This is a genomic window from Streptomyces sp. NPDC091209 (genome assembly GCF_044757755.1).
GTDB lineage: Bacteria > Actinomycetota > Actinomycetes > Streptomycetales > Streptomycetaceae > Streptomyces.
In genome coordinates, this window is record NZ_JBIVVR010000010.1 from 328,282 (window position 1) to 350,477 (window position 22,196).

A 22,196-nucleotide genomic window follows, 5' to 3' on the forward strand; every position below is an offset into this window, starting at 1 on the left:
ACAACGAGGTTGAGGACCGGGCCTGACTCCTCCTCTCTCCCTTCGGGCCACACCGCGGCCGCGGTGTGCCTTCGTCGATCCCGTCCGGCCGCCGGCCGCTGCCGCCTGCGCGGTGCCGGCCGCTCTGCCGGCCGTCGAGCGCGTGCGGTCGGGAGCCCACTACCCCACCGATGTCGTCGCCGGTGCCTTGATCGGGCTGGGCGGCGCCTGGCTTACTCGGCCATGTCCCGCATCTGCTGCGGCACTTGCTGTAGTGGCCACACAACGCCCCGCAACGCAGCCACTTCTCACCGCTGAGTGTTTCCCTCCTGAACTGCACGGTTCGGGGTACTCGGCTTCTCGCCGAAGGCCGGGCCGGCCGCCGTGGCACGGCTCGAAGGGCAGGAACGACACAGAGCAGGAGGGGATCGCGTGTCGAGTACACAACCGCAGGGCCCACTTGCGCACGACGTTGGGCACGAGCCGGTGGGCGAGCTGGTCCAGCAGGCCTCTCAGCAGCTGACTGAATTGGTCCGCGGCGAGATGAAGCTGGCGCAGGCCGAGATGAAGGAGAAGGGCAAGCGCTACGGCAAGAGCGGCGGCCTGTTCGGCGGGGCTTCGCTGGCCGGTTTCCTGATGCTTCAAGCGCTGGTGACGAGCGTGATCGCGGCCGTGGCATTGCTGCTGCCGGTGTGGGCGGCTGCCCTCATCGTCACCGCCGTCCTCGGCGCGATCGCCGCGGCCCTGGCCCTCAGCGGCAAGAAGCAGGTCGGCAAGGCATCCCCGCCGACACCCCAGAGCACGATCGAAAACGTCAAGGCCGATGTGGCCGAGATCAAGAGGAGCGCACACCGATGACCCACACGCCCCCCGACCAGCACAGCACCCCTACACCCGCCGAGCTCCGCGAGCAGATCGAACACACCCGCCGCGAACTCGGGGAGACGGTCCAGGCCCTCGCGGACAAGACCGACGTCAAGGCCCGCGCCCAGCAAAAGGCCGGCCGGCTGAAGGAGCAGGCAGCCGTCACGGCCGGTGAGCTGAAGGCGCAGGCGGTGAAGGCCAGCTCCCAGGTCCAGGACAAACTCCCCGACCCGGTCAAGGAGAAGGCCGCCCAGGCCGCCGGACAAGCCCGCGCCGCGACAGCCCAGGTGGGACGGATGTGGGAAGAGAAGGCGCCCGAGCCTCTGCGACAGCAGGCGGCACGATCCGTGCGGCTGACGCGGGAGCACCGTGCCGTGCTGCTGCTCGCCGCGGCGGGCGTCACCGTCCTGTGGCTGGCCGGCCGCCGCAGGAAGGGCTGAACGAGAGCTGCTGAACGCGGCCCGGGCCCGAATCCTCAGGGGATCGGGCCCGGGTCCTCGGCAGCTTCGGGTCCGGTCGCTCAGGTCAGCCGGTCCTCGTCGCTGTTGTCGTAGTCGTAGTCGGCTTCGATGCGTTCCTGCGCACCGTGGCAGGGAGTGCTTCTTCTTCCGGAGCAGTCACCTTTTGTGCGCTGGGATCTACCCGGTGTCGGGTTGGTTGTTGCCGCTTTGAGTGGTTATCCGGGTGCTGGCTTGGTGCAGCCCCTCGTGGTCGCCATGACCTTCGGACTGACGGCACAGGGGCTTGTTGGCCGGCCCCTGTGGATCCACCCCGCGCTGATGTCGGCGTTCGCGTGAAAGTGGCGAGCCCGGTACACGGCTACGTACCCAGCAAGTTCGACCGCCGCGGCTACCTGATTGCTGGCTCCTTCGGGACGGGTGCGCTGGTCGTGAGAGAGGGGCGCCTCACCAGCTTGACTACCAGTCTTTCAACCTCCTGCGCAGGTGGTCTCGGTTTGGGCATGCTGATGACGGTGGACCGGGGGTGGCGACGATGCGGCGTAGGCAGGGTGCGTGGGCTGGGTCGGCCGTGACGGGGACGGCTGCAGTCGTGGCGGCGGGGCTGGGGCCGGTGACCAACTACGCCAGTGCCACCGTGCCAGGATGGGCGGCTCACGCATGGGTAATCTGGCCGCTGTTCGCCGTGCTGGTGACGGCCAGCATCGGGCTGGTGTTGTGGAGCCGACGGCTGGATGTTGCAGCAGGACCGCCAGCGCGGCTGGGACCGGTGGGCCGACCGGCCAGGGGCCAGCAGGATTCCTTGCGCTCCCCACATGTGGAGCGCGTGCGCGGACGTGAAACCGAGCTGGCAGGCATGCTTCGGCGGCCACGAGGACGGTTCGCGGTGTTGTGCGCGGCTGGCGGGATGGGCAAAACAACGGTAGCCGCGCAGTTCGCCTCGCAGGCCAACGCGGCGGGCTGGCGAGTGTTTTGGGTGCGCTGGCGCGATTCCGCCGAGCTGGCGCAGCAGATGGTGCAGACGGCACTGGCTTGTGGGCTGCCCGAGGCAGAGTTGGAGTCCGCGCGGGCCGGGCGGGCGAGTCTGCCCGATGTAGTGTGGCGACAGCTGGGCCGGGCGCGGCGGTGGCTGCTGGTGTTGGACAACGCCGACGAGCCGCAAGAGATCGGCCCGGCAGGGGAGCCGTTGGCCGATTACCGCGGTTGGATCCGCCCACACGGCCGAGGCCTGCTGGTGATGACTAGCCGAGATAGCAGCCCGCAGACATGGGGGCCGCGTGCCCGGCTACTGCCCTTGAAGCCGCTGCCCGAACAGCCTGCAGGCCAGATCCTTGTCGACGCTGCGCCCGCAGCTGGCACAGCCGAGCAGGCTCGGGACCTGGCCATGCGGCTGGGCGGGCTTCCGCTGGCGCTGCACGCGGCCGGTACTTACCTGGCCGGGCCCACCAGCCGCTTACCGCACCTTCACCACCTACCGCCAGGCCCTGGAGCATGAACTGCCCTTCCTGCTGGGAGCCGAACACCCGGACGCCTCTCATCCGCGAGCCGCCCGCACTGTGGTGCGGCACACCTGGGAGGTGTCCCTGGACCAGCTCGCCCGCGAAGGCAACGCTTTGGCCCGCCCCGTGTTGCGACTACTAGCAGCACTGGCCGAAGCTCCCATCCCGCTGTCCCTCATCACCCCGGACCTGCTGTCTGCCGTCACCGGAGACGACGTCACCGTCCCAGCGTTGGAGGCTGCATTTGCAGGTCTGCACCGGTATGGCCTGCTTGACCTTCCTCACTCTCCCGGCAACGCCGGGCAGACATCGGGCATCAGCGGCCCGGCGCAGGTGGTGCTGCACCCATTGATCCGAGAGATCAATGCCGTCGCTCTAGCGGCCGAGGCATCCCATCTCGCCACGTGGCACCGAGCCCTTGCCGAGCGGCTGACCGCGGCCGTGCACGAGGTAGACGAGCGGGGGCGCGCCGGTTGGCCTGCCGCCGTACTCCTCGCCCCTCACCTGCCGGTGCTGCTCGACCTCCCGGACCCACGCTCCGCCACACACCACCGCACCGCCCTCAGCACGTTCGCGCAAGTACTGGAAAGCGCCGGCGCCTTCAGCGCAGCCCGCCTGGTCCACGAACGCGTCCTCGACTTCGAGAGCCGCACCCTGGGCTCCGAGCACCCCGACACCTTGACCAGCCGCAACCACCTGGCCAACGCCTTGTTCGGAATGGGCGAGCCAGCTGAGTCGATACGGCTGCTCCGGCAGACCCTGGAGGACCGTAACCGTGTCCTAGGCCCCGCGCACCCTGACACCCTGATCAGCCGTCATGACCTCGCCTGTGCCCTAGACGGGACGGGGCAGCATGCAGAAGCGGTGTCTTTGCTGCGACAGACCCTCGCCGACCGTGCCCGTGTGCTGGGAGTCATGCATCCGCACACCCTGGCCAGCCGTGACAGCCTCGGTCTCGCCCTGGACGGGATGGGCGAACACGCGGAGGCGGTCCGCCTGCACCGGCAGACCGTTGACGACCGCATCCGTGCGCTGGGCCCCGAACACCCCCTCACCTTGCTCAGCCGCCACAACCTCGCCAGCGCACTGGCCAGGATGGGCGCGCAAGAAGAGGCGCTGCGCCTGCTGCGACAGACCCTCGCTGACCGCGTCCGTGTGCTGGGCCCTGAGCACCCGCACACCGTGCGCACCCGCGACGACCTGGAGACAGCTTCGGCTGCCTGGCGTGCTGCACGACAGCGACAGACCTGGCTGCGCCCCTCGCGACGCTAGGAGCCGCCCCCCACACACAAGCACCGCACGAAGGCACGGACGGGCCCAACGCGGCCACGCCCTGACGATTCTTTTCGGATGCTTCTCGCCCGCTGGGCGCCGGGGCTTGGGGTGGGGGAAGGCATGGGTCTCCTGACTCGGCAGGCGCACGCGAGGACGCCTTACCGGTTGCGTGCTGGGGCTGGCTTTGCGCCGGCCGGTCAGCGACCGAGGGCCTTGGCCAGCTCCTTCTTGTTCATGGACGAACGGCCGTCGATGTTGCGCTTCTTCGCCTCCGCGTACAGCTGGTCCTTCGTCGGCCCCTGGGAACCGCTGTGGGAACGCTCCCCGCCGCGCTGGGAGGCGGACTTCGGATCCTTCGTGGAGGTCTTGCTCGCCGACTTCGACTCTCCCGAGCGGGCGCGCTCCTTGTTCACCGTGCGCGCCGCGATCTCCTTCGCCCGCCCTTCGGAGGTGCCGCGCTTCTCGGCGCTTTCCTTGATGTGCTCGTACTGACGCTCACGCTTCGCGTTGGAACCCCGCGGCATGACGCTCTCCTTCCACACCGGCGGCCAGGGAGCCGCTCCGTCAAGGACGATCGCATTGCGCGTACCCGCATGCCGCCTCCCGTCACGCCGCTTCGGAGCATTTCCCCCGAAGCGGCGGGGAGCCCTCTGGGAGAGAAGAGCCGCGACACGCTTCGTGACCATGAAAGAAGACTGAAGCCTGTCGCGCACTGTTCCGGGGAGAAGGCCGCCCACCATGGCAGCCAGACCTGCACGAAGAAGCCGAGTGTGAACAGACCACGGCGGCCGACCTCGTCGGCACTCCTCGCCGTGTGCTCCCTCATCGCCGGCCTCACCGCCTGTGACGCCCCCGGCCAGCGCGTTGATGCCGCCTCCGACGCAGCCGCGGCTTTTCGAGCGGGCTGTCAGCGGAGGCGACCGGGCGGCGATGTGCGCAGCCCTGGCGCCGCAGACGCGCAGCGAGTTCGAGGACTCGGGGAAGAAGCGGTGCGGTCAGGCCATCGACGAGGTGGACCTGGGTGTTGTTCTCCGTCCAGCGCCCTGGGTGGTTATGCGCCTGGACCACAGCGCCGTCACCCGGCTGCTGGAACGCCGCGGGTCTGCGTCCGCCTCCGATCCACCACGCGCGCAAAGGTGAAACTGCGGAGTGGCGTACGTCGGGTTTGAGACCAGGGAATGTGTCAACGCGATCTGTATGGTCCATTCGACACGAGAGACAGAACGCAAATATGCGGCGCCGCCGGGGAATGACATCTCATGGCTGCCCGAGCTGACGGAGGTGGACCGGGTCGCCTATCTCGCAGAACCTGCGACGCAGGAGCTGGATGCCGTCTACTACGACACCGAGGACCTGCGACTCGCACGCACCAGGGCGTCCCTGCGGCGCCGAAGGGGCGGAACCGACGCCGGCTGGCACCTGAAGCTGCCCCTGGAGGGAGACACCCGGGAGGAGATCCGGCTCCCCCTGTCATCAGAAGAGGTCCCGGAGGACCTGCGGGACCTGGCTGTCTCGCGCACCCGCGGCGCAGAGCTGCGGCCGGTCGTGCGGATCCGCTCCACCCGATCCCTGTGCCATCTTCTCGGCGCTGGGGGTGACGCCCTGGCCGAGCTGACTACTGATGCGGTGCGGGCCGACTCGCTGCTGGACGACGACGCGCACACCAAGTGGACGGAGATGGAGGTCGAACTCGCCGACGACGGTGATCCTGCGCTCCTGGACGCCATCGAAAAGGTACTCCGGAAGAACGGTGTCGACCGCGCGCAGGACCCCTCGAAAGTCGTCCGTGCCCTGTCCGAGACGACGTCCCTCCTCGAAGGCACGGAGGATGCGCGCGCCGGGGTCGCCCCAGGGTCGGCCGGCGATCACGTGCTCACGTACGTTCGCCGGTTGGTCGACGCCCTGACGGACCTCGACCCCGCTGTGCGTCGCGACCTGCCCGACGCCGTGCACCGGATGCGCACCACGGCCCGCCGTCTGCGCAGTTGCCTGCGCTCCTATCGATCCGTCCTCGACCGTGAGGTCACCGACCCCGTTCGCCGGGATCTGAGGTGGCTCGGCGCCGAACTCGGTGTGGAGCGCGACCATGAGGTGCTCCGCGAGCGGCTGACCTCCGGCGTGCGGGAACTTCCCGGTGAACTGGTCCTGGGTCCCGTCGACGCACGGCTGCAGGCCTGGGACGCGGCGCGGCAGGCCGAGGGCCGTCGACGCACCCTGGACGCGCTCGCCACGCCCCGCTACCTGAACCTGCTGGAGCAGTTGAACCGGTTGGCCGAGGCGCCGCCGCTGCGCGCGAAGGCGGCTGGAAAACCGGAGAAGGTCATGGTCAAGGCGCTTGGGAAGGAATACGGCCGACTTGCCCAGCGAATGGACCGTGCACTCGACACGCCGTCCGGACCGGAACGTGACGCCCGGATCCACGACGCCCGCAAGGCCGCCAAGAGGCTTCGTTATGCCGCGGAGGCGGCCCGTCCCGCCCTGGGCAAGCCTGTTCGACGCCTCGGCAAGCGCGTCAAGGCCGTACAGCAGGTGAGCGGCGCCCAGCACGACAGTGTCGTGGCCCGTGACACCTTGCGCGGTCTTGCGATCGCCGCACACGCGGCGGGGGAAGCCGGCTTCACCTGGGGCCTGCTGCACGGTCAGGAGAGAACCGCGGCGGGGGTCCGGGAACGGCAGCTCCCCGAGGCGTGGGCTCGTGCCCGCACGGCAGCCCGGCGCAAGGGTCTCCGCCTCTGATCGCGCATGTGACCGTCTGTGCGCTTCGTTCGGTACCGGGGCGGTGCAATTCTTCGGATCGCTCGTCCCTGATCGAGCAGGCAACAGTCACCTTGAACACGCAACAGTCACCGCCGCGTTTGTGCTCACCGATGCGCAGCGAGAGCCGGCCAGCCCCCGTCAAGCCCGGTCCGCGGTGGCGAGCACCGCGTCGGCCATGGGTTCGTCGAGGGCCGCGTGTACCAGGCCGTCCGCCAGCAAAGGCACCTCGCGACGGGGCACGAGGCCGGCCAGCTTCTCCGGCGAGGCGGGGAGTCCGAGCCGTCGGGCGCCGTCCAGGGCCTTGCGATCCACGTACGGATGGAACTCCGGCCAGACGGCCTGTACGCCGCGGAGGAAGATGTCGGTCCCCGTCGGACCGATGCCCGGAAAGCACCGCAGCGCTTTTGCGGGGTCGGATTCCTCGCGCAGCCGCCGCAGATCACCGTCGTACCGGTCGAGGAGCAGTTCCGCTCCCTCACCGAGCATGGTGGAGGTGCGCTCGTCGTAGCGCCGGTATCCGCCTTTGCCGAGCGCGTCGACACGCTCCTGCCAGGTCGCCCGCGCCATCGACCGGCTGTCGCGCATCCCGGCTTCGAACAGTGCTCTGGCTGCCGAGACCGCGATGTCCGCCTTGATACGGGCACTGAGCAGGTTCGCCAGTACGAGCATCTGGTAGAGCGGAGCCGGGGTGTCACGCAACCGGATTCCGGCCTGCGCCGCGTAGGTCCTTTCTTGCCGCTTCAGTAGGGCGCTCACCACTTTCGTGTCGCTTTTCCTGTCGCTGGCGCGGGTATTGCGTTGCATGGACGTCTCATGGCGCGTCGTGGCCACGCTGATCACCGCCTCCGCAAATATTCTGCAACTGCTATGCGGCCTGTCGTGAGAAGCAGCTGGCTGGTTCTATGGCGTTCGGGTGCCCGTCGGGGTCTGGTCGATGCAGCCTCACGTGCTTGAGTGCGGACCTTCGGCGAGGTCGCCGATCCGGGCTCACGGTCGAGGAAACGCGGCTCGCGGCTGGAGCCCCCGCTCGCGCTGCGCACGACATCGGCCGGCGCTGGGCCGGCCTCCCCAGGCGGGGCGGGCCGGTAGCCCTTCGGATTCCTCCCCTGGGCCTCCGCGCCGCGGGTCCTCGGGCAGGGACACGCCCCCCACAGCCGGTCGGGGCGCCCCTCCCCCGGGGTCGACGGGTGCCCCGGAAGGCGACGAAGACGTTGCCGCGCCGGGCCGGCGCGCCTTCACTTTCGCTCCGTGTCGGGAAACACGTACTCGTCGAGGACCAGGCCGACGGCGACGGCCGCCGGGATGGCGACGAGGGCGCCGATGATGCCGAGGAGCGCCCCGCCGATCAACACCGCGAGGACGGTGACCAGCGGGTGGACGTCGACCGCGAACTTCATGGCCCTCGGCACGATGAAGTAGTCCTCGGCGACCCGGAAGAGGACATAGAAGACCGCGGTCGCGATCGCGATGGGCAGGGACACGGACAGCGCGACGAGGCTGACGACGATACCGGCGAGAGTGGAGCCGACGATCGGGATCAGGTCCATCAGGGCGGTGAAGATGCCCAGGGCGGCGGCGTAGGGGACGCCGGTGCCCGCGCACCAGGCGAAGGTCGCCAAGCCGGCGATCCCCGAGGTGACGAGGTTGCCGAGCATGAACTTCCCGATCCGGTTCATGATCTCTTCGGCCACACCCTCGACGCGTTCACGCCGGCTCGCGGCCACGAAGCGATAGCAGAACTGTTTGATGGCCGGCAAGGCCGCCATGCAGTACAGGGTCACCGTGATCACGATCGCCGTCGACGTGAGGGTACTCAGGACCATCTGGCCTGCGCCCAGGACACCCCCCGCCAGGCCGGTCGCTCCGCCTCCGGAGCCGATCTGCTGCTTGGCCTTCTCGACCAGGTGGTAGCGGTCCTCCAGACGGCCGATCGCCGACTGATGGTCGTGGACCTGCTGCAACCAGCCGGGCACCGCGTCGACCACCGCGGACACCTCCTTGGTCACCGGCGGAATGACCAGAGCCAGGAACCCGCCGAGTACCACGACGAACCCCGTCAGCACGATCGCGACGGCCCAGCCGCGCCGCAGACCCCGGCGCGTGAACCACACGACGAGTGGTTCCAGACTGATGGCGATGAACACGGCCAGCAGCAGCAAGGTCAGCATCGAGCTGACCCGCAGAACGGTCTGAACGGCGAGCCACGCCAGACTCGCGCCCAGGCCCAGACCGAACCCGACGGTCACCCACGACCGTCCGCGCCCGTCGCGTGGATGTCGACGCGGTGGCTCCGGAGGCGCCTTCCCCCACGTCTCGACGACGTCCGCCGGGCCGGAGCCGAAGCCGTGTACGCCCGTCCCTTCCACCGCACCGTGCTCCTGCGGAACGGACTCGGGCTCGGGCCCGGACTGCGCAGACATCGCGACGCCTCTCCTCGACTGCCTCGAACGGGCGTGGGGCGCATCACTCGGGAATCCTGAGCGCCTCCCGCCCTGTGCCGTCGCCCACGAGCATTTCGTCCGAGACGCGTTGCGGCACGGATCCGGGTACCCAGGGACTGCGCTCGTACCGCGTCCGTGCCCCGCCCAGCGCGTCGTGAGCCGACCGAGACGCGCAAATGGTGAACGCTTGGCCGACATCCGATCCCTTGAAGCGGGAGCCGAACACCGTGACCGATCTCGATCCCTTCACCGACCTGCTCGACTACCCGATGTACGTCGTGACCGCTGAGGCCGACGGGGAGAGAGCCGCCTGCCTGGTCGGATTCGCCTCGCAGTGCTCGATCAGGCCCGCCCGGTTCATGGTCTGGCTGTCCAGAGCCAACCGGACATACCGGGTGGCCGAACACGCCGAACGGCTCGCGGTCCATCTGCTCCGCCGCGACCAGCACCGGCTGGCCCGGCTCTTCGGCGGCGAAACCGGCGACCGTACGGACAAGTTCACCGACGCCCCGTGGCACCCGGGACCGGGCGGATCACTGATCCTCGACGAGGCCCCCGCCTGGTTCGTCGGCCGCGTGGAGAACCGGATCGACGGCGGCGACCACGTCGGTTTCCTGCTCGCTCCGGAGGCGGCGGAGAATCTCGCGGGCAGCCGCACCCCTCTGCTGACGCTGAACGACACCCATGACATCACCCCGGGCCACCCGGCGAACTGAGCAACGCCTCTTCCCCGACCAACGCAGTCGCCTGCGCCGCATCCCCGCTCCCAGACCCACCACCACCGCTTCCGTCGCGGCGGCCGACACAAGCCCACGGTGTCGCGCAAGTACCGCCTGGGCCGAGGGGGGATGGGACGTCTCGTCGAAGGAGCCGTGTGCTCCGTAGTCGTGTGCCGGGGCTTCGTCCGCGGGGTGCCAGAGGTTGGCCGTGCGGGTACCGGATTCACTGTCGTCTGTCTGCCGCGACGCGCAGCCGGTGCGCGCGAGGTAGCGGTCCAGCAGGGCGGGGGCCAGTTTGTTCGCGAGGATCGTCGCGGCGGTGGACGCTCCGAGTCAACGTAGGCGTCTTCCTCGCGCATCAACTGGGCCATCCGCCCGTCGAGTGCCTCCAGTTGGATCGGACTGCTGTGCTTGAGCAACCGGGGCGCATCGTCGGCCGCCGCGCAGATGTCTTCGTAGACGAGGACCAGGAGGGCTTCGCACGGCGGGGGCGGTACGAGGTCCAGTTCGGCGCGCAGGACAGTGACGAGGGTGCCCTCTTCGATCACTCGGGGCGCGAAACAGGCCCGTTCGACTTACAGCCGATCGAGCAGCCGCTCCCCTTCTCGTTCGAACTCCTCCAGGCCGATCTCGCTGCCGCACTGGGCAGTGACCGTTTCGAGACGGACTCGACCCCGATCAGCGCAAAGAGGTCCGCTCGCAGGCAATACGCATGCCGCACCACTGCATGGATGTTCGACGGAACGCCGTTTGCCCGGGGCGCAGTTGGGCCTCCGTCAGTCAGCCGGCGCTCTGATGCGCCGGCAACTCGCTGGCGATGGCGTCCTCTTGCTGCTCGTACTGGGAGAGTGCAAGGCCAAGACCGAAGAAGGTGGGGGCCCATTCGCCGATGTAGATTCCCCAGCGGTCGGCTCGGGCGATGTCGATGCCGGGCTCTATCTTCAAGGAGCCCGCCCAGGCGACGACGGTGAGGCCTATGGATGCCATGGCGGCCAGGTACGCATGTTCGCTGCGGATACCCATGTCATGCATCTTCTTGATGATCACGATGCGCTCCGTTCGCTAGTCCTTTGACGGACTACCCGGACCGCCTAGCCCTATTCACACCCTTAGTCACAAAATGTCCACTTGCGCGTGGTTCACGGGTCGGCAGACGGCGAGTTCGTCGCGACGCCCTCAGAACTCGATGACCGGCAGTTCGGCCCACCTCATCCAAGCCCACCGGGTGCACCCATGGTCAGCGAGCGGTCCGGACGCCCCAGGGCTGGGAGCGGGCTGCCGGAAGGCGCACCCATCGGGCCTTCCGTTCGGTCGGGTGTCGCGGCGGTCCACCGGACTCGGCGAGCTCCAACCCCGAAGGGCTGCCCGCCTCATACGCGTGGGTCTTCACGCCAAGGCCTCCGACTCCTCAGGCCGGATGGGGATTCTGCAGGCCGACAGTGTCAGCACGCAGCGCCCGGATGCCGGTCCGGCTCCGGTGAAAGGGCCCGCCTCGGAGGGCGGGCCCTTTCACCGGAGCCGGACCGTGATTTCAGCGCTTGCCGTGCTTGCCGCGCATGGAGTCCTTGGCGTCGTCCAGGGCTTCCTTCGCCTCACCCTCCGCCTGGTCCATCTTCCCCTCGGCTTTCATGCGGTCGTTGCCGGTGGCCTTACCGACCGTTTCCTTCATTTTGCCCTTGGCCTTGTCCATGCCGCCCTTGCCAGCCATGCCCTGCTCCTTGCATAGGAAAATCAGTGACAGTGACAAAATAGGACGGAAATACGCATATCGCTCGGCAAACGTTGCACTCACAGCCGACTGCGCGCATCCGCCCCCGCCCCCTCATGACGGATGATCCGGGACCAGCTTGCGCCTGCCGACCGCAGCGCCGGATCCACCGCCGCGAGACGTCCAGAGGGCCACCCAACGCGGTCACGACTCGAGGGACGAGCGTTGTCGCTGTTCGTTCTCGCGCGTTTCGTGTGTGGCGGCGCATCTCGGTGAGGCGGTCGGCCAGGGCCGGGTGATCGGCGCGCAGGTGTGGGCCTGCATCGGCGAGGGGGCCAAAGAGTTGGGCCGGGTCGCTGTCGCCGTGCGGTCTGCAGGGCCCGCGTGAGGGCATCGAGCGCCGTCGCCGCGAAGCGGCCGACGCCGGAAGTTTGCCGCCCACTCTCCCCTCCTCTTCAGCATCGTCATCTCCTAGATGACGTTTCACTTGTCGTCGTTTGGATGACGTGTTACAACGGTGTCAGGTGAAGCGCATTGGCAGCAACTGCCTGAACTCATCTGGAGGTGTATCCCGTGTTGATGCGCACTGACCCGTTCCGGGAACTCGACCGGCTGGCCCAGCATCTGATGGGTCCGGGAACGTGGTCCCGCCCGTCCGCGATGCCGATGGACGCCTACCGAGACGGTGACCAGTACGTCATCGCCTTCGACCTGCCGGGCATCGACCCCGAAGCCCTCGACATCGACGTCGAGCGGAACATGCTCACCGTGAAGGCGGAGCGCCGCCCGTTGCCGCGCTCGGAAAGCGCCCAGACGGAACTGGCCGAGCGGCCTCTGGGTGTCTTCTCCCGCCAGCTCGTCCTGGCCGACACCCTCGATACCGAGCGCATCTCCGCGGACTACGAGACCGGCGTCCTGACCCTCCGCATCCCGATCGCGGAGCGAGCCAAGCCCCGCAAGATCAGCGTGCGCGGCACCGGCGAACGCAAGGTACTCGACAGCTGATCCGCCGGTCACGCGTCCGCCGGCCGGGCCCAGGACGGTTCGCCCGCAATCCCGCCTGGGCCCCGGCGGCACCGGCCCCCTCACTCCACGCCGGACAGCCGACCTCCGCAAAGGACACGGTTCACACGGAACAGCCGCTCTCCCGCAGGAAGACGGTCACGCAAGGAAAGCCGAAGCCCTCATGACTCTTCTCTCTCCCCCCGCGCCCCCTCCCTCAACGGCAACCGTCACCTTTGACCAGCTGCTGGAAAGGGTGCGCTATGACGGCGCGTACCCCACCCGCCGCCACGCAGAAGGCGTCGTACGCCGAGTACTCGAAGCCCTCGGCCGCCAGTTGACAGGCAGCGAGCGGATGGAACTCGCCGCTCGCCTCCCTCAGGAAGCGGCCTGCCACGTCTCCTCGCAGCCCCCTACGAGCAGCCCGCTGACCGGCTGGGGCTTCGTGAAGGACCTCGCTGAGCGAACCGGCGGCACCCCGGCGACGACCCGTTGGGACACCGGCTCGGTCCTCGGCGCCGTGGGTCGCATCGCCGGTGACGACCTGACCGCCCGGATCATCGGACAGCTCCCCGACGGCTACGCCCTGCTGTTCGGGCGGGCCCAGCTCATCCGGGCCGCCTGACCGTCCGGTGCCGGCACCCAGAACGCAGCGCACATGTCCGTGGTCGCTGCGTCGTGACCGCAGTTGCCACCGTTTCGGCCGCAGCGGGAGCACGTCGAACCCCAGACATGCGCCCTCTCGGTCGCAGTGCCGCCGCGGGCTGACGACGTAGCCCCTCTGTTCATCCGTCGCGAAAGCGGAGCCGGCACCGGCAGCGCAAATCCCGGCAGCCGACGGGCTGCCGGGATCAGAAGTGCTCAGCGCCTACTTGGGCCGGATGGCGTCCTTGGCCTTCTCCTTGGCCGCGCGCAGGTCACCCTTGGACTCCTCGGCGCGTCCCTCGGTCTTCAGGGACTCGTTGCCCGCCGCACCGCCGACGACCTTCTTGATCTTGCCTTCGGCCTGCTCGCCCTTGGCCTGAGCCTTCTCGTTCGCAGCCACAACCACTCACCCCCGCCTCATTCGGAACTCAATTACGCCCTCCGTGTCACCCCGGGCCTGCATCCTCAAACCAACCCGAGGACTGCCACGCATTCGCAGCCGTGGACCGTCTAAGGAATACATAAGATCCGCAGGAATGGAGATCGATCCGCAGGGCACACGACGGTCCGGAGGTTGATAACTATGGTTCCCGTTCTTCTTGTTCTTCTGCTCGCCCTGATCCTCTTCGGTGCCGGTTTCGCACTGAAGGCACTGTGGTGGATCGCCGTGATCGTGCTGATCGTGTGGGTCCTCGGCTTCGTGATCCGTCCGACAGCAAGCGGCGGCCGGCGTGGCCGCTGGTACCGCTGGTAGACGGCCTGAGCAGCACATCGTCATGGGTGGGGCCCGACGCTACGGCGGCGGGCCCCACCCATGTCCCGTCCCGGCGATCGGAGGACGAAAGTGGTGATTCTTCCGGTTCGGGGTAGCTGGAAGCCATGGCCGGAGGCCGCTGTGACGCCAGGAACCAGGACCCTCCAGCACGCCCTCTCCGGTCGTTCACTCTTTCCGCAGCGCCTATGTATAGGCGCAAGAAGCCTGGGAACCCGAACTCCCGTGAGCGTCAGCAACGATGACGCTCCGTCTCAACGAGTCCGCAGTTCGACTGTGGGCGGCATTCGATTGATTCCTTGAGGAGGGATTCTATGAGTGACAACATCTGGGGCTACCAGCCGACCACCGGCTACACCGCGGGCACCGACCTGACCGGATACAAAGTCGAGGCCACCGACGGCAGTATCGGGAAGGTCGACAAGCACTCGGACGACGTCGACTCCTCCTACCTCGTCGTCGACACCGGCGTATGGATCTTCGGCAAGCACGTTCTCCTCCCGGCCGGCACCGTGCAGTCGGTCGACCAGGCCGAGCGGAAGATCTACGTCGCGCTCACCAAGGACCAGATCAAGGACTCTCCCGAGTTCGACAAGGACAAGCACACCGGTGACGCCGGCTATCACGAGCAGGTCGGTAGCTACTACCAGGACCGGCGCGGCATCTGACATCAGCGCCCTGGCGCAAGCCAAGGGGCCGGCCGGGAGTGTCTTCGGCCGGCCCCTTTCGCGTACGCGCGGGTGCGAGCAAGTCCAAGGCGCCAGTCCGCTCAGGCCGGGGCCGCTGGATCCGCCGACTGGGAAGCGCGGCGGTGTTCGTCGTTGATGCGCTGGGCCTCTTCGAGCTGGTCCTCGAGGATGACGATGCGGCAGGCGGCCTCGATCGGCATGCCCTGGTCGACGAGTTCCCGGGCGCGGGCCGCGATGCGCAGCTGGTAGCGGGAGTAGCGGCGGTGTCCGCCCGCGGAGCGCAGCGGGGTGATCAGGCGGGCTTCGCCGATCGAGCGGAGGAAGCCCTGGGTGGTGCCGAGGAGTTCGGCGGCCCGGCCCATCGTGTAAGCGGGGTAGTCGTCATCGTCGAGCCGGCCGAACGAATCGTCTGCTGTCATTGCACCTCTCTGCGGAACGCGTGGAGGGGCCTTGGTGCCATACGGCACCAAGGCCCCGAAGGAACTGCTACACCATCTACCGGCGCTGATACCGCGCCGGCCTTCTGTTTCCGCGGGCCCGACCGGACTGCTGTCGGGGGTGCGGGGATCGCGCTTGCCTGACCGGAGACCACCTCACTATCGATGTCCTGCGGTACCCGGGCTCAGCACTACGCCCGGGCGATCCTGATGGCGTTTTGGCCCCTCCGTTCTTTCCCTCGTGACAACACTTACCAAAGGGGGGACTGCGTACTTCCGGCACTGCTCTACTGCGTTTTTCGTTGCGACCTGAGGAAGCGTCGCTCTTCGGCAGCCAGCCCCGTCGCCCGTCCTGCGACAACTGCTCCGGCTTAGAAACCCCGCTGCCGAACGTCCCGGTGCGCGCGCCCGCAGCCGACGCCTTCACCGAAGTACCACGCACTGACTTCACTGCTGAGTACTGCTAACTGCACCAACGGGTAACGCGCTTGCCTCAACTGCGGTCCCGCTCGCGGCGGCCCCTGATCACTGCGGGCCACCCGGTCCGGTCGTCAGCCCCGTCGCCGTCCTGCACGAGCCTGGCTTCGCGACTCCACCACCGCACCGTCCTGCACTGCCACTACCTGCACCGCTGCCCGACAGTTCGTGTCTGCCGGGCCCTGCTGACTTCGACTACGAGAGAAACCATAATGACGCGATCTCCTAATGTCTACTCCAGCCACCATAGATTTTCGCGTGTTCGAGGGAGAGCAAGTCGACCTCGAACGGCGACGACGGAAGGGCCCGGCCAACCTTGATGGACACGATGAGTGCCGACGCCCCACCGGACACGGCCCGCGGCATCCACCGCTGGCGCACGCGAGAGGGTCCGGGCCTTCGTCAGGGGCTCGACCTGAACGGCCCCGGAGGCTTCGGCTGACCCATGACCAACCACCTCGCCCGCGCCTCACGGCGTCAGGCGTCGGGTGGCACTCCTTGCCGGGGAAGCGACCGCACAGGAACAGTCCTGACGTCGCGTGGTGCACTGCTCGGCGGACTGGCTGAAGAGATCGTCCACCCGAGGCTTCGCCCGCACGGTATCCCGGGGGCCGGCAAGGCCCACGTCGGACCTCGCGGGCACAATGGGTCAACCTCCGTTCCGCTTTCACTCCTGAGACGGGGCGGCAGGTCTACCGTGGAATCACCTGGCATGCATGCCTCAAGACGGGGTACCCCGTCTCTGGCCGCTCAGGAGCAGGCGGCACGGCATCGAGGCTGGATCACGTAGGAGGGGACGAGCATGACAGTGACCGAGACGACCGGGGCGCAGGCCGTCGTGCTGCCGGAGATCAGCGACCCGTCGCAGGTCGCTCCGAAGGACGCCCGTGAGCTGTCGAGGCTGTTCTTCGACCAGCTCGCCGTCCTGGAAGAGGGCACGCCCGAGTACCAGTACGCGCGCAACACCCTCATCGAAATGAACATCACCCTCGTCCAGTTCGCGGCCTCGCGTTTCCGCAGCCGCGGCCAGGACGAGATGGAGGACATCGTCCAGGTCGGCACGATCGGCCTCATCAAGGCCATCGACCGTTTCGAGCTGTCCCGTGAGGTCGAGTTCACCTCCTTCGCCGTTCCCTACATCGTCGGCGAGATCAAGCGCTTCTTCCGCGACACCACGTGGGCCGTCCATGTCCCACGCCGCCTGCAGGAAGCACGCGTGGCGCTCGCCAAGGCCACCGAGGAGCTGCGCAGCCGGCTCGGCCGCACCCCCAGCACGCGGGAACTTTCCGAGCTGATGTCGCTGTCGGAGGAAGAGGTCATCGAGGCCCGCAAGGCCTCCAACGGCTACACCTCCTCCTCCCTCGACGCCGCCATCAACTCCAGCGAAGACGGTGAGGCTGCGCTCGCCGATTTCATCGGCACCGACGACCAGGCCCTCGAACTCGTCGAGGACTTCAACGCCCTCGCCCCGCTGATCGCCGAACTCGACGACCGCGAACGACGCATCATCCACATGCGCTTCGTCGACGAACTCACCCAGGCCCAGATCGGCGAACACCTCGGCGTCTCCCAGATGCACGTCTCGCGCCTCCTCAACCGCACCCTCGCCAAACTCCGGACCGGCATGCTCACCACCGAGTGAATGCGCTCGCCTGACCCCGGAACTCATGACGGCCGACACCCCGGTGCAGGCGGGCGGCTGCCGTGAGCGGCTGGATCTGTTTAGGTGGTCGATGTCGCCCGGCCGCCGGGCTGGCGTTATCAGCCCGTGGAGCGTAGGTAGGACGGACACCTGTGCCCGCGCCGCGCAGCGGAGCAGGAACCACCCGAAGCAGCCCACACGGCTTGTGTGGGAGCAGGCGGGAATCCCGGTCCTCCAGGTCCGTGAGGATGCCAACCTTTTCTTGCACAAGGGGAGTTGGGCCAAGCTCCGTGTCCGTGCCGGCGCTCGGCGTACCTCGCCCGCACCGGCCGGACATCACGGGGGGGGCAGGCTGTCGGCCAGCGAAGGAGCGTGGCGACCGTCCTGACCGCCGCCACGATGACCTCGACCGTAGGAGGCAAACCCCTCCTTCCACCGGGAACTCCCCACCGCGCTCGATTGATTCAGAGTGCGCGTCACACCGCGGCCGACACCTCTGGAGAACCGCCCGGGAGGAACAAACCCGCCGCTACCGCGGGTGGTCGGTGTCACGGTCACGGCGGGCCCGTACGCAGCGGATCATCTCTTCCGCGTACGGCAGGACGACACACAGTCCGACCCCGGCGCCGATCGCGGCGAGGTAGCGGGCCGGCAGCGGGCGCTGCTTGGGAAGGAGCTTCCAGTCGTCGGTGTGGCCGACGCCCTTCGTCACCTTACGGACCTGGTCCCAGTGCAGGCACGTGGTGAACGCGGCCGCGGTCAAGGGCAGCACTTCCAGAAAGCTGTGGATGTGCTGTTCGACAGGCCGTACCTCACGCTTGTCGGTAGCCAGAGACACGTCCCACAGTGCGGTGGCCCCGTGTGCGACGGCCGCGCCGGCCATGAGCGAGAGCACCAGCGGGTTGACCCTGGCGGTCAGGCCCGCGACCACCGGGATGCCGGCCTCGGTCATCATGAGGGCGTGCACCGCTGATTCCCGTACGCCACTGGTGTGCTCGATGTCCGCGCGGCGGTGCATCACCCAGTCGGCGACGGCCAGGACGAACCACAACGGCAGGACGCCGTAGAGCAGGAACCTGCGGTTGGCGTTCTCGACGTCGTCCGCCCCGGGCGGAACGCGAAGCGTGGGCCCGGAGCGCCAGCGCTGCCAGCGGGTGAGCGTCGGACGGCGACCCATACGCATGGCTTCCTTTCCTCGACGACAGGGCGGCCTCTCGGCCCGGAGGGTGGGTCTCAGGCCTCACCCTCCGTTGCCATTCCTGCGCCCGCGGCATGGGGTGCAAGTGCAGCAGAAGCCGGTCGGCGTTCGGCTCGGAGTCTCGTGGCGGCCGGGGAGTTTGTGACTGTGGCCGCCGCCTTGGCCAGGTAGGAGCGGGCGGTGTCGAGGGCGTCTGCGACTTCGCGGGTTCCGGTGGACACGCACAGGGTGTAGGCGAGGTCCCGCAGGCGCTGGCTGGGGGGAGTCGCGCCGTCGGGCGACTCCTCGACGAGGAGCGACTCGTATTCGGCGACCAGCTGGTACAGAGTGATGGGGAGGGGCATCAACATCGGTGCGACTCCTTGAGGCTGAGGCCTTCTCGTGTTGTGGGAACTGTCATGGCAGCGTGCGTGGGGCCTGAGGAAGCGGCCACCCGGCCCTGGGAGTGGAGCAGTCCTCACGCCGCGGAGCCGCCGCCGGAGCGGCTGCGGCACTCGCACTCTCCCAGCACCTCACTGCGTACATGGGCGCAGCTGCGGGTGATGAGCCGGGAGATGTGCATCTGGGAGAACCCCAGCTGATCGGCTATGCGGCTTTGTGTCATGTCCTGGAAGAAGCGCATGTAGAGGACGGTCCGCTCACGTTCGGGGAGCCTGCACAACGCCTTCCTGGCCGCCTCGCGGTCGACGATGACGTCGTAGGAGGGGTCGGTGACGCCCAGAATGTCGGCGAGGCTGTACGCGTCGTCGTCGGTGGCCAGTGCGGCGTCCAATGAGAGGGTGCTGTAACTCTCCAGCGCTTCCAGGCCCGTGGCGACCTCGTCCTCGGTGAGGCCGGTGCGGGCGGCGATGTCGGCGGGGGTGGGCTGGGGGCTGCCGGGGCGTTGGGTGAGCTCGCGGCGTGCCAGACGGACCTGGTTGCGCAGCTCCTGCACCCGGCGGGGCACCCGTAGGGCCCACGTGCGGTCCCGGAAGTGCCGTTTCACCTCGCCGGTGATGGTCGGCACGGCGTAACTCTCGAAGGCTCCCCGGCCGGGCTCGAAGCGGTCGACGGCCTTGACCAGCCCGAGTGCTGCCACCTGGCGCAGGTCTTCCATGGCTTCACCGCGATCACGGAACCGGCCGGCGATACGGTGCGCCATGGGCAGCCAGGCCCTCACGAGCTCATCGCGCACGGCATCCCGCTGAGGCCCCTCGCCCAGTTCCGCCAGCCGCTCGAAGAGCGCGGCAGTCTGGGGGGAGTCGTCGTGGGTTCGGCGTGCGCTCCCGGTGAGAAGGGAGACAGAGGTGCTGTCGACCTGCGAACAGTCTGGGTTCATATCAGTGAGCACGGGGATCGCTCCTGAACGCGGGGTTCAGGACGGGGCCCGGAGCCAGATACCGAGCGCGGCCTGAACCGTGTCTGTCAGAGGTTCGCCGCGCGGGAGTTCTGCCCTGCCCGCCGAAGGAAACCGCAGCAGGCAGGGAGAACGGAATCCCCGCGGGGCGTGCGCCTTCGGTCCGAAGCACGAATTCTCGTGTGCCCCTCAGCCATGACCGTAAACACCTCTTTCCCGACTGCGCGCTACATCCTCCACCCCACCCCGTCCGGCGCCCGGAAAGCCCGTTCCCATGCCTCCCTGGAGCGGGCCAAAGGCCGACCCACCACCGCGAAACGCCGGGCGGGGCGGGATTATCCGGAGCGGACGGATGCGGCCGGGTCGGGGCGGTCTTCTTGACCCGGCGGACCTGGTCACCCCGTTTCATGCGCGCATCCTCAGATGCCGTCTGCCGCAGCCGGGGGAACAGGTAGTCCTCCTCGTCGCGGATGTGCGAGCGGAGCCCGGTCACCAGCTCGCCGATCAGGAGGTCAGAACCCGGTTCATCCGCGTCGAGGCTCTCGAGCTCCTTCATCGTCCGCTCGGCCTCGGCATGCCGGTGACGGCTCTCATCCAGCGGGGGGACCGCTCGTCCCGCTGGCCCACGGTCACAGGGCGGGATCACGCTCGATCGTCACGCCGATGCCCTCGGCAAGCGTCGGGTCCAGAGCCGGATCGGCAAGGGTGCACGAGATGTTCCAGCCACTGAGGCGCCACTCAAGTACGCCTGCCTCGACACCCGCTCATCGCCTGCGCAGCTCGGTCCGCCTCTCACCCTACTCACAGGGCTCCGGCGCGGAGTCTGCCGCAGTTCTACGTCGACGACCCTTCCGCTTCCACCTCCTCCTTGCAGCAGGGCAGGCACCGAGCGCAGCGGTTGGACGGTTTCCCCGGCACAAGTGGCCGAACCAGGGAAACCTGAGCCGAGCCAGTCCCCAACAGGGAAGGCCACCTGGTCGACCTGGCCCCTGAGTACCCCTCTTGCACTCCAATTAACAGCAGTCCCCTCGAACCGTGGAGACCTCATCCCGTCAGGCCTGTGGCACTCTCCCCTCCCCTCCGTCCCCTGGACGGTGAGTACCACGGGCCTTCGGGAGTCAACCGGTCGGCGATCGAGTGAAGTTGCTGCCACCGGGGTGCACAGCTGCACAGCTGCAGGCAGATTCCCCGGCCGGAGCCGCGGAAAGTCCCCACCATCCAGCCTCCGGCTAGACTCCTCCGAGATCGTGAAGAGATGACGGGGGGGGGAGCGGATCATGGCGCAGAGCCGCGCTGACGCCCGGACACGGCACCCTCGTCATGAACGACGAGGTGAGGCGAGACTTCCCGGAGTATTGGCCACCCTCGCCGCCATCGCCCTCTACCTCGCATTGCCGCAGCAACTGCTCATCGCACCCCGATACGTGCTGCCCACTCTTGAGGTCCTGCTCCTCATTCCGCTCATCGCGATCAACCCCAGGCGGCTGACCCGTCAGACCAGAATGTTCCGCCTCCTGTCGCTGACCCTCGTCGCCGTCATCGCTGCGAGCAACCTCGTCGCGCTCGCCATCCTGATCGACGAATTGGTGCACGCAGGAGTGAAGGACGGACGCGAGCTCCTGGTGGCCGCCCTGCAGGTCTGGCTCACCAACATCATCGTCTTCGGTCTCGCGTTCTGGGAACTGGACCGAGGCGGCCCCGTCAGCCGCACCCAGGCACCGCGCGCCGAGCTCCCGCTGGCGGATTTCCGTTTCTCCCAAGACGAGAACGACGACGCTGTCGAGGAAGTCGCCGACGGCGCCAGCGTCTCCTCCGACTGGGTCCCCACCCTGGTCGACTACCTCTACGTGTCCGTCACGAACTCAACGGCCTTCAGCCCGACGGACACCATGCCGCTCACCACCCGCGCCAAAGTCATGATGAGCATCGAAAGCATCTCCGCCCTCCTTACCTCGCTCCTCGTCATCGCCCGCGCCGTGAGCATCCTGCACTGACATCCGGACAGCCCCTCACTCGCCGGCGCCCGCGCCCCTCGTCCTGCCCGCCCGAAGGCCTACAGGAATCACGAGCTGCCACCCGGACGAGCGATCACGGCTTCGCCGGAAGACAGCGCGCCGTCTGCGCCTGACGGTCGGTCCCGGCCAGCAAGCGCTGAGCGTTGCGTCGGTTCACTGCCGTGCTCGCGTTGGCCGCCACCCGCCCGCCGCCCATGCCAACCACACGGCCTCGTTTCAGTGACAGAAGCGCGGGAACCCGCCCAAATAAGAACATACGGCGCACCCGTGAGGGGGTTCGACC

At 68.2% G+C, this 22,196-nt stretch carries 23 protein-coding genes and 2 pseudogenes; 13 read left to right on the top strand and 12 right to left on the bottom strand.

Translation table 11 applies throughout. The annotated features are described in order from the left end of the window. Positions 1-142 precede the first annotated feature (142 nt). The 5 genes and pseudogenes from ACIQRL_RS28710 (at position 143) to ACIQRL_RS28730 (ending at position 4,072) form a co-directional block, all read left to right on the top strand. Positions 143-502: a hypothetical protein gene (locus ACIQRL_RS28710; RefSeq protein ID WP_401337057.1), complete on the top strand. Its 360-nt coding sequence runs from the start codon at positions 143-145 to the stop codon at positions 500-502. Next, a complete protein-coding gene (locus ACIQRL_RS28715) occupies positions 466-837 on the top strand; it encodes a phage holin family protein (protein WP_401336952.1) in 372 nt (123 codons plus the stop codon). Before ACIQRL_RS28710 ends, ACIQRL_RS28715 begins: the two co-directional genes overlap by 37 nt. Continuing rightward, entirely contained in the window at positions 834-1,283 is a 450-nt protein-coding gene (locus ACIQRL_RS28720; RefSeq protein WP_401336954.1) for a DUF3618 domain-containing protein, read from the top strand. Before ACIQRL_RS28715 ends, ACIQRL_RS28720 begins: the two co-directional genes overlap by 4 nt. 874 nt (positions 1,284-2,157) lie before the next feature. After that, positions 2,158-2,490 (top strand): annotated as a pseudogene (locus ACIQRL_RS28725) (AAA family ATPase); the annotation flags it as partial. Between the two features lie 142 nt (positions 2,491-2,632). Next, the gene (locus ACIQRL_RS28730) at positions 2,633-4,072 is read left to right on the top strand and encodes a tetratricopeptide repeat protein (RefSeq protein WP_401336956.1); all 1,440 of its coding nucleotides are present in this window, start codon (positions 2,633-2,635) and stop codon (positions 4,070-4,072) included. Positions 4,073-4,272: 200 nt separating this feature from the next. Here the strand turns inward: ACIQRL_RS28730 and ACIQRL_RS28735 are convergent, their stop codons facing one another. After that, positions 4,273-4,599, bottom strand: coding sequence for a plasmid stabilization protein (locus tag ACIQRL_RS28735; RefSeq protein ID WP_261709731.1), 327 nt, complete (start codon positions 4,597-4,599; stop codon positions 4,273-4,275). A gap of 673 nt (positions 4,600-5,272) precedes the next feature. Between ACIQRL_RS28735 and ACIQRL_RS28740 the strand changes: the two genes are divergently transcribed. Continuing rightward, a complete protein-coding gene (locus ACIQRL_RS28740) occupies positions 5,273-6,811 on the top strand; it encodes a CHAD domain-containing protein (protein WP_401336958.1) in 1,539 nt (512 codons plus the stop codon). 159 nt (positions 6,812-6,970) lie between these two features. On the opposite strand, the gene ACIQRL_RS28745 is transcribed toward ACIQRL_RS28740, so the two are convergent. After that, complete coding sequence (locus tag ACIQRL_RS28745) at positions 6,971-7,636, bottom strand: endonuclease (RefSeq protein ID WP_401336960.1); 666 nt, start codon at positions 7,634-7,636, stop codon at positions 6,971-6,973. Between the two features lie 431 nt (positions 7,637-8,067). After that, positions 8,068-9,252 (bottom strand): AI-2E family transporter, encoded by a 1,185-nt coding sequence (locus tag ACIQRL_RS28750; protein ID WP_401336962.1) that lies wholly within the window; start codon positions 9,250-9,252, stop codon positions 8,068-8,070. A 248-nt stretch (positions 9,253-9,500) separates the two neighbouring features. On the opposite strand from ACIQRL_RS28750, the gene ACIQRL_RS28755 reads away from it, so the two are divergent. Then, positions 9,501-9,989: a flavin reductase family protein gene (locus ACIQRL_RS28755; RefSeq protein ID WP_401336964.1), complete on the top strand. Its 489-nt coding sequence runs from the start codon at positions 9,501-9,503 to the stop codon at positions 9,987-9,989. Positions 9,990-10,321: 332 nt separating this feature from the next. Here the strand turns inward: ACIQRL_RS28755 and ACIQRL_RS28760 are convergent. The 3 genes and pseudogenes from ACIQRL_RS28760 to ACIQRL_RS28770 form a co-directional block, all read right to left on the bottom strand. Then, positions 10,322-10,531 (bottom strand): annotated as a pseudogene (locus ACIQRL_RS28760) (hypothetical protein); the annotation flags it as partial. 241 nt (positions 10,532-10,772) lie between these two features. Continuing rightward, positions 10,773-11,039: a hypothetical protein gene (locus ACIQRL_RS28765; protein WP_401336966.1), complete on the bottom strand. Its 267-nt coding sequence runs from the start codon at positions 11,037-11,039 to the stop codon at positions 10,773-10,775. Between the two features lie 484 nt (positions 11,040-11,523). Beyond that, positions 11,524-11,700 (bottom strand): CsbD family protein, encoded by a 177-nt coding sequence (locus tag ACIQRL_RS28770; RefSeq protein WP_261710061.1) that lies wholly within the window; start codon positions 11,698-11,700, stop codon positions 11,524-11,526. Between the two features lie 573 nt (positions 11,701-12,273). Here ACIQRL_RS28770 and ACIQRL_RS28775 point away from each other — a divergent pair. Both ACIQRL_RS28775 and ACIQRL_RS28780 read left to right on the top strand, forming a co-directional pair. Continuing rightward, on the top strand, positions 12,274-12,705 hold the full coding sequence (locus ACIQRL_RS28775; RefSeq protein WP_401336968.1) for an Hsp20/alpha crystallin family protein: 432 nt from the start codon (positions 12,274-12,276) through the stop codon (positions 12,703-12,705). Between the two features lie 181 nt (positions 12,706-12,886). After that, positions 12,887-13,327 carry a DUF2267 domain-containing protein gene (locus ACIQRL_RS28780; RefSeq protein ID WP_401336970.1) on the top strand — a complete coding sequence of 147 codons (441 nt, stop codon included), beginning with the start codon at positions 12,887-12,889 and terminating at the stop codon, positions 13,325-13,327. A gap of 243 nt (positions 13,328-13,570) precedes the next feature. Here the strand turns inward: ACIQRL_RS28780 and ACIQRL_RS28785 are convergent, their stop codons facing one another. Further along, entirely contained in the window at positions 13,571-13,747 is a 177-nt protein-coding gene (locus ACIQRL_RS28785) for a CsbD family protein (protein WP_401336972.1), read from the bottom strand. 183 nt (positions 13,748-13,930) lie between these two features. On the opposite strand from ACIQRL_RS28785, the gene ACIQRL_RS28790 reads away from it, so the two are divergent. Next, positions 13,931-14,101 carry a hydrophobic protein gene (locus ACIQRL_RS28790; RefSeq protein ID WP_261710066.1) on the top strand — a complete coding sequence of 57 codons (171 nt, stop codon included), beginning with the start codon at positions 13,931-13,933 and terminating at the stop codon, positions 14,099-14,101. Positions 14,102-14,433: 332 nt separating this feature from the next. Further along, on the top strand, positions 14,434-14,787 hold the full coding sequence (locus ACIQRL_RS28795; protein WP_401336974.1) for a PRC-barrel domain-containing protein: 354 nt from the start codon (positions 14,434-14,436) through the stop codon (positions 14,785-14,787). Between the two features lie 101 nt (positions 14,788-14,888). On the opposite strand, the gene ACIQRL_RS28800 is transcribed toward ACIQRL_RS28795, so the two are convergent. Continuing rightward, positions 14,889-15,227: a MerR family transcriptional regulator gene (locus tag ACIQRL_RS28800; RefSeq protein ID WP_401336976.1), complete on the bottom strand. Its 339-nt coding sequence runs from the start codon at positions 15,225-15,227 to the stop codon at positions 14,889-14,891. A 1,297-nt stretch (positions 15,228-16,524) separates the two neighbouring features. Here ACIQRL_RS28800 and ACIQRL_RS28805 point away from each other — a divergent pair. Further along, a complete protein-coding gene (locus tag ACIQRL_RS28805) occupies positions 16,525-17,364 on the top strand; it encodes an RNA polymerase sigma factor SigF (protein ID WP_401336978.1) in 840 nt (279 codons plus the stop codon). A gap of 529 nt (positions 17,365-17,893) precedes the next feature. On the opposite strand, the gene ACIQRL_RS28810 is transcribed toward ACIQRL_RS28805, so the two are convergent. The 4 genes from ACIQRL_RS28810 to ACIQRL_RS28825 form a co-directional block, all read right to left on the bottom strand. After that, positions 17,894-18,541 (bottom strand): diguanylate cyclase, encoded by a 648-nt coding sequence (locus ACIQRL_RS28810; RefSeq protein ID WP_401336980.1) that lies wholly within the window; start codon positions 18,539-18,541, stop codon positions 17,894-17,896. A gap of 56 nt (positions 18,542-18,597) precedes the next feature. Then, positions 18,598-18,912: a DUF5133 domain-containing protein gene (locus ACIQRL_RS28815; protein ID WP_401336982.1), complete on the bottom strand. Its 315-nt coding sequence runs from the start codon at positions 18,910-18,912 to the stop codon at positions 18,598-18,600. Between the two features lie 107 nt (positions 18,913-19,019). Next, positions 19,020-19,880: a SigB/SigF/SigG family RNA polymerase sigma factor gene (locus ACIQRL_RS28820; RefSeq protein ID WP_401336984.1), complete on the bottom strand. Its 861-nt coding sequence runs from the start codon at positions 19,878-19,880 to the stop codon at positions 19,020-19,022. A gap of 1 nt (position 19,881) precedes the next feature. After that, on the bottom strand, positions 19,882-20,544 hold the full coding sequence (locus ACIQRL_RS28825) for a hemerythrin domain-containing protein (RefSeq protein WP_401336986.1): 663 nt from the start codon (positions 20,542-20,544) through the stop codon (positions 19,882-19,884). Between the two features lie 709 nt (positions 20,545-21,253). On the opposite strand from ACIQRL_RS28825, the gene ACIQRL_RS28830 reads away from it, so the two are divergent. Then, positions 21,254-21,892: a hypothetical protein gene (locus tag ACIQRL_RS28830; protein WP_401336988.1), complete on the top strand. Its 639-nt coding sequence runs from the start codon at positions 21,254-21,256 to the stop codon at positions 21,890-21,892. Positions 21,893-22,196: the final 304 nt, after the last annotated feature.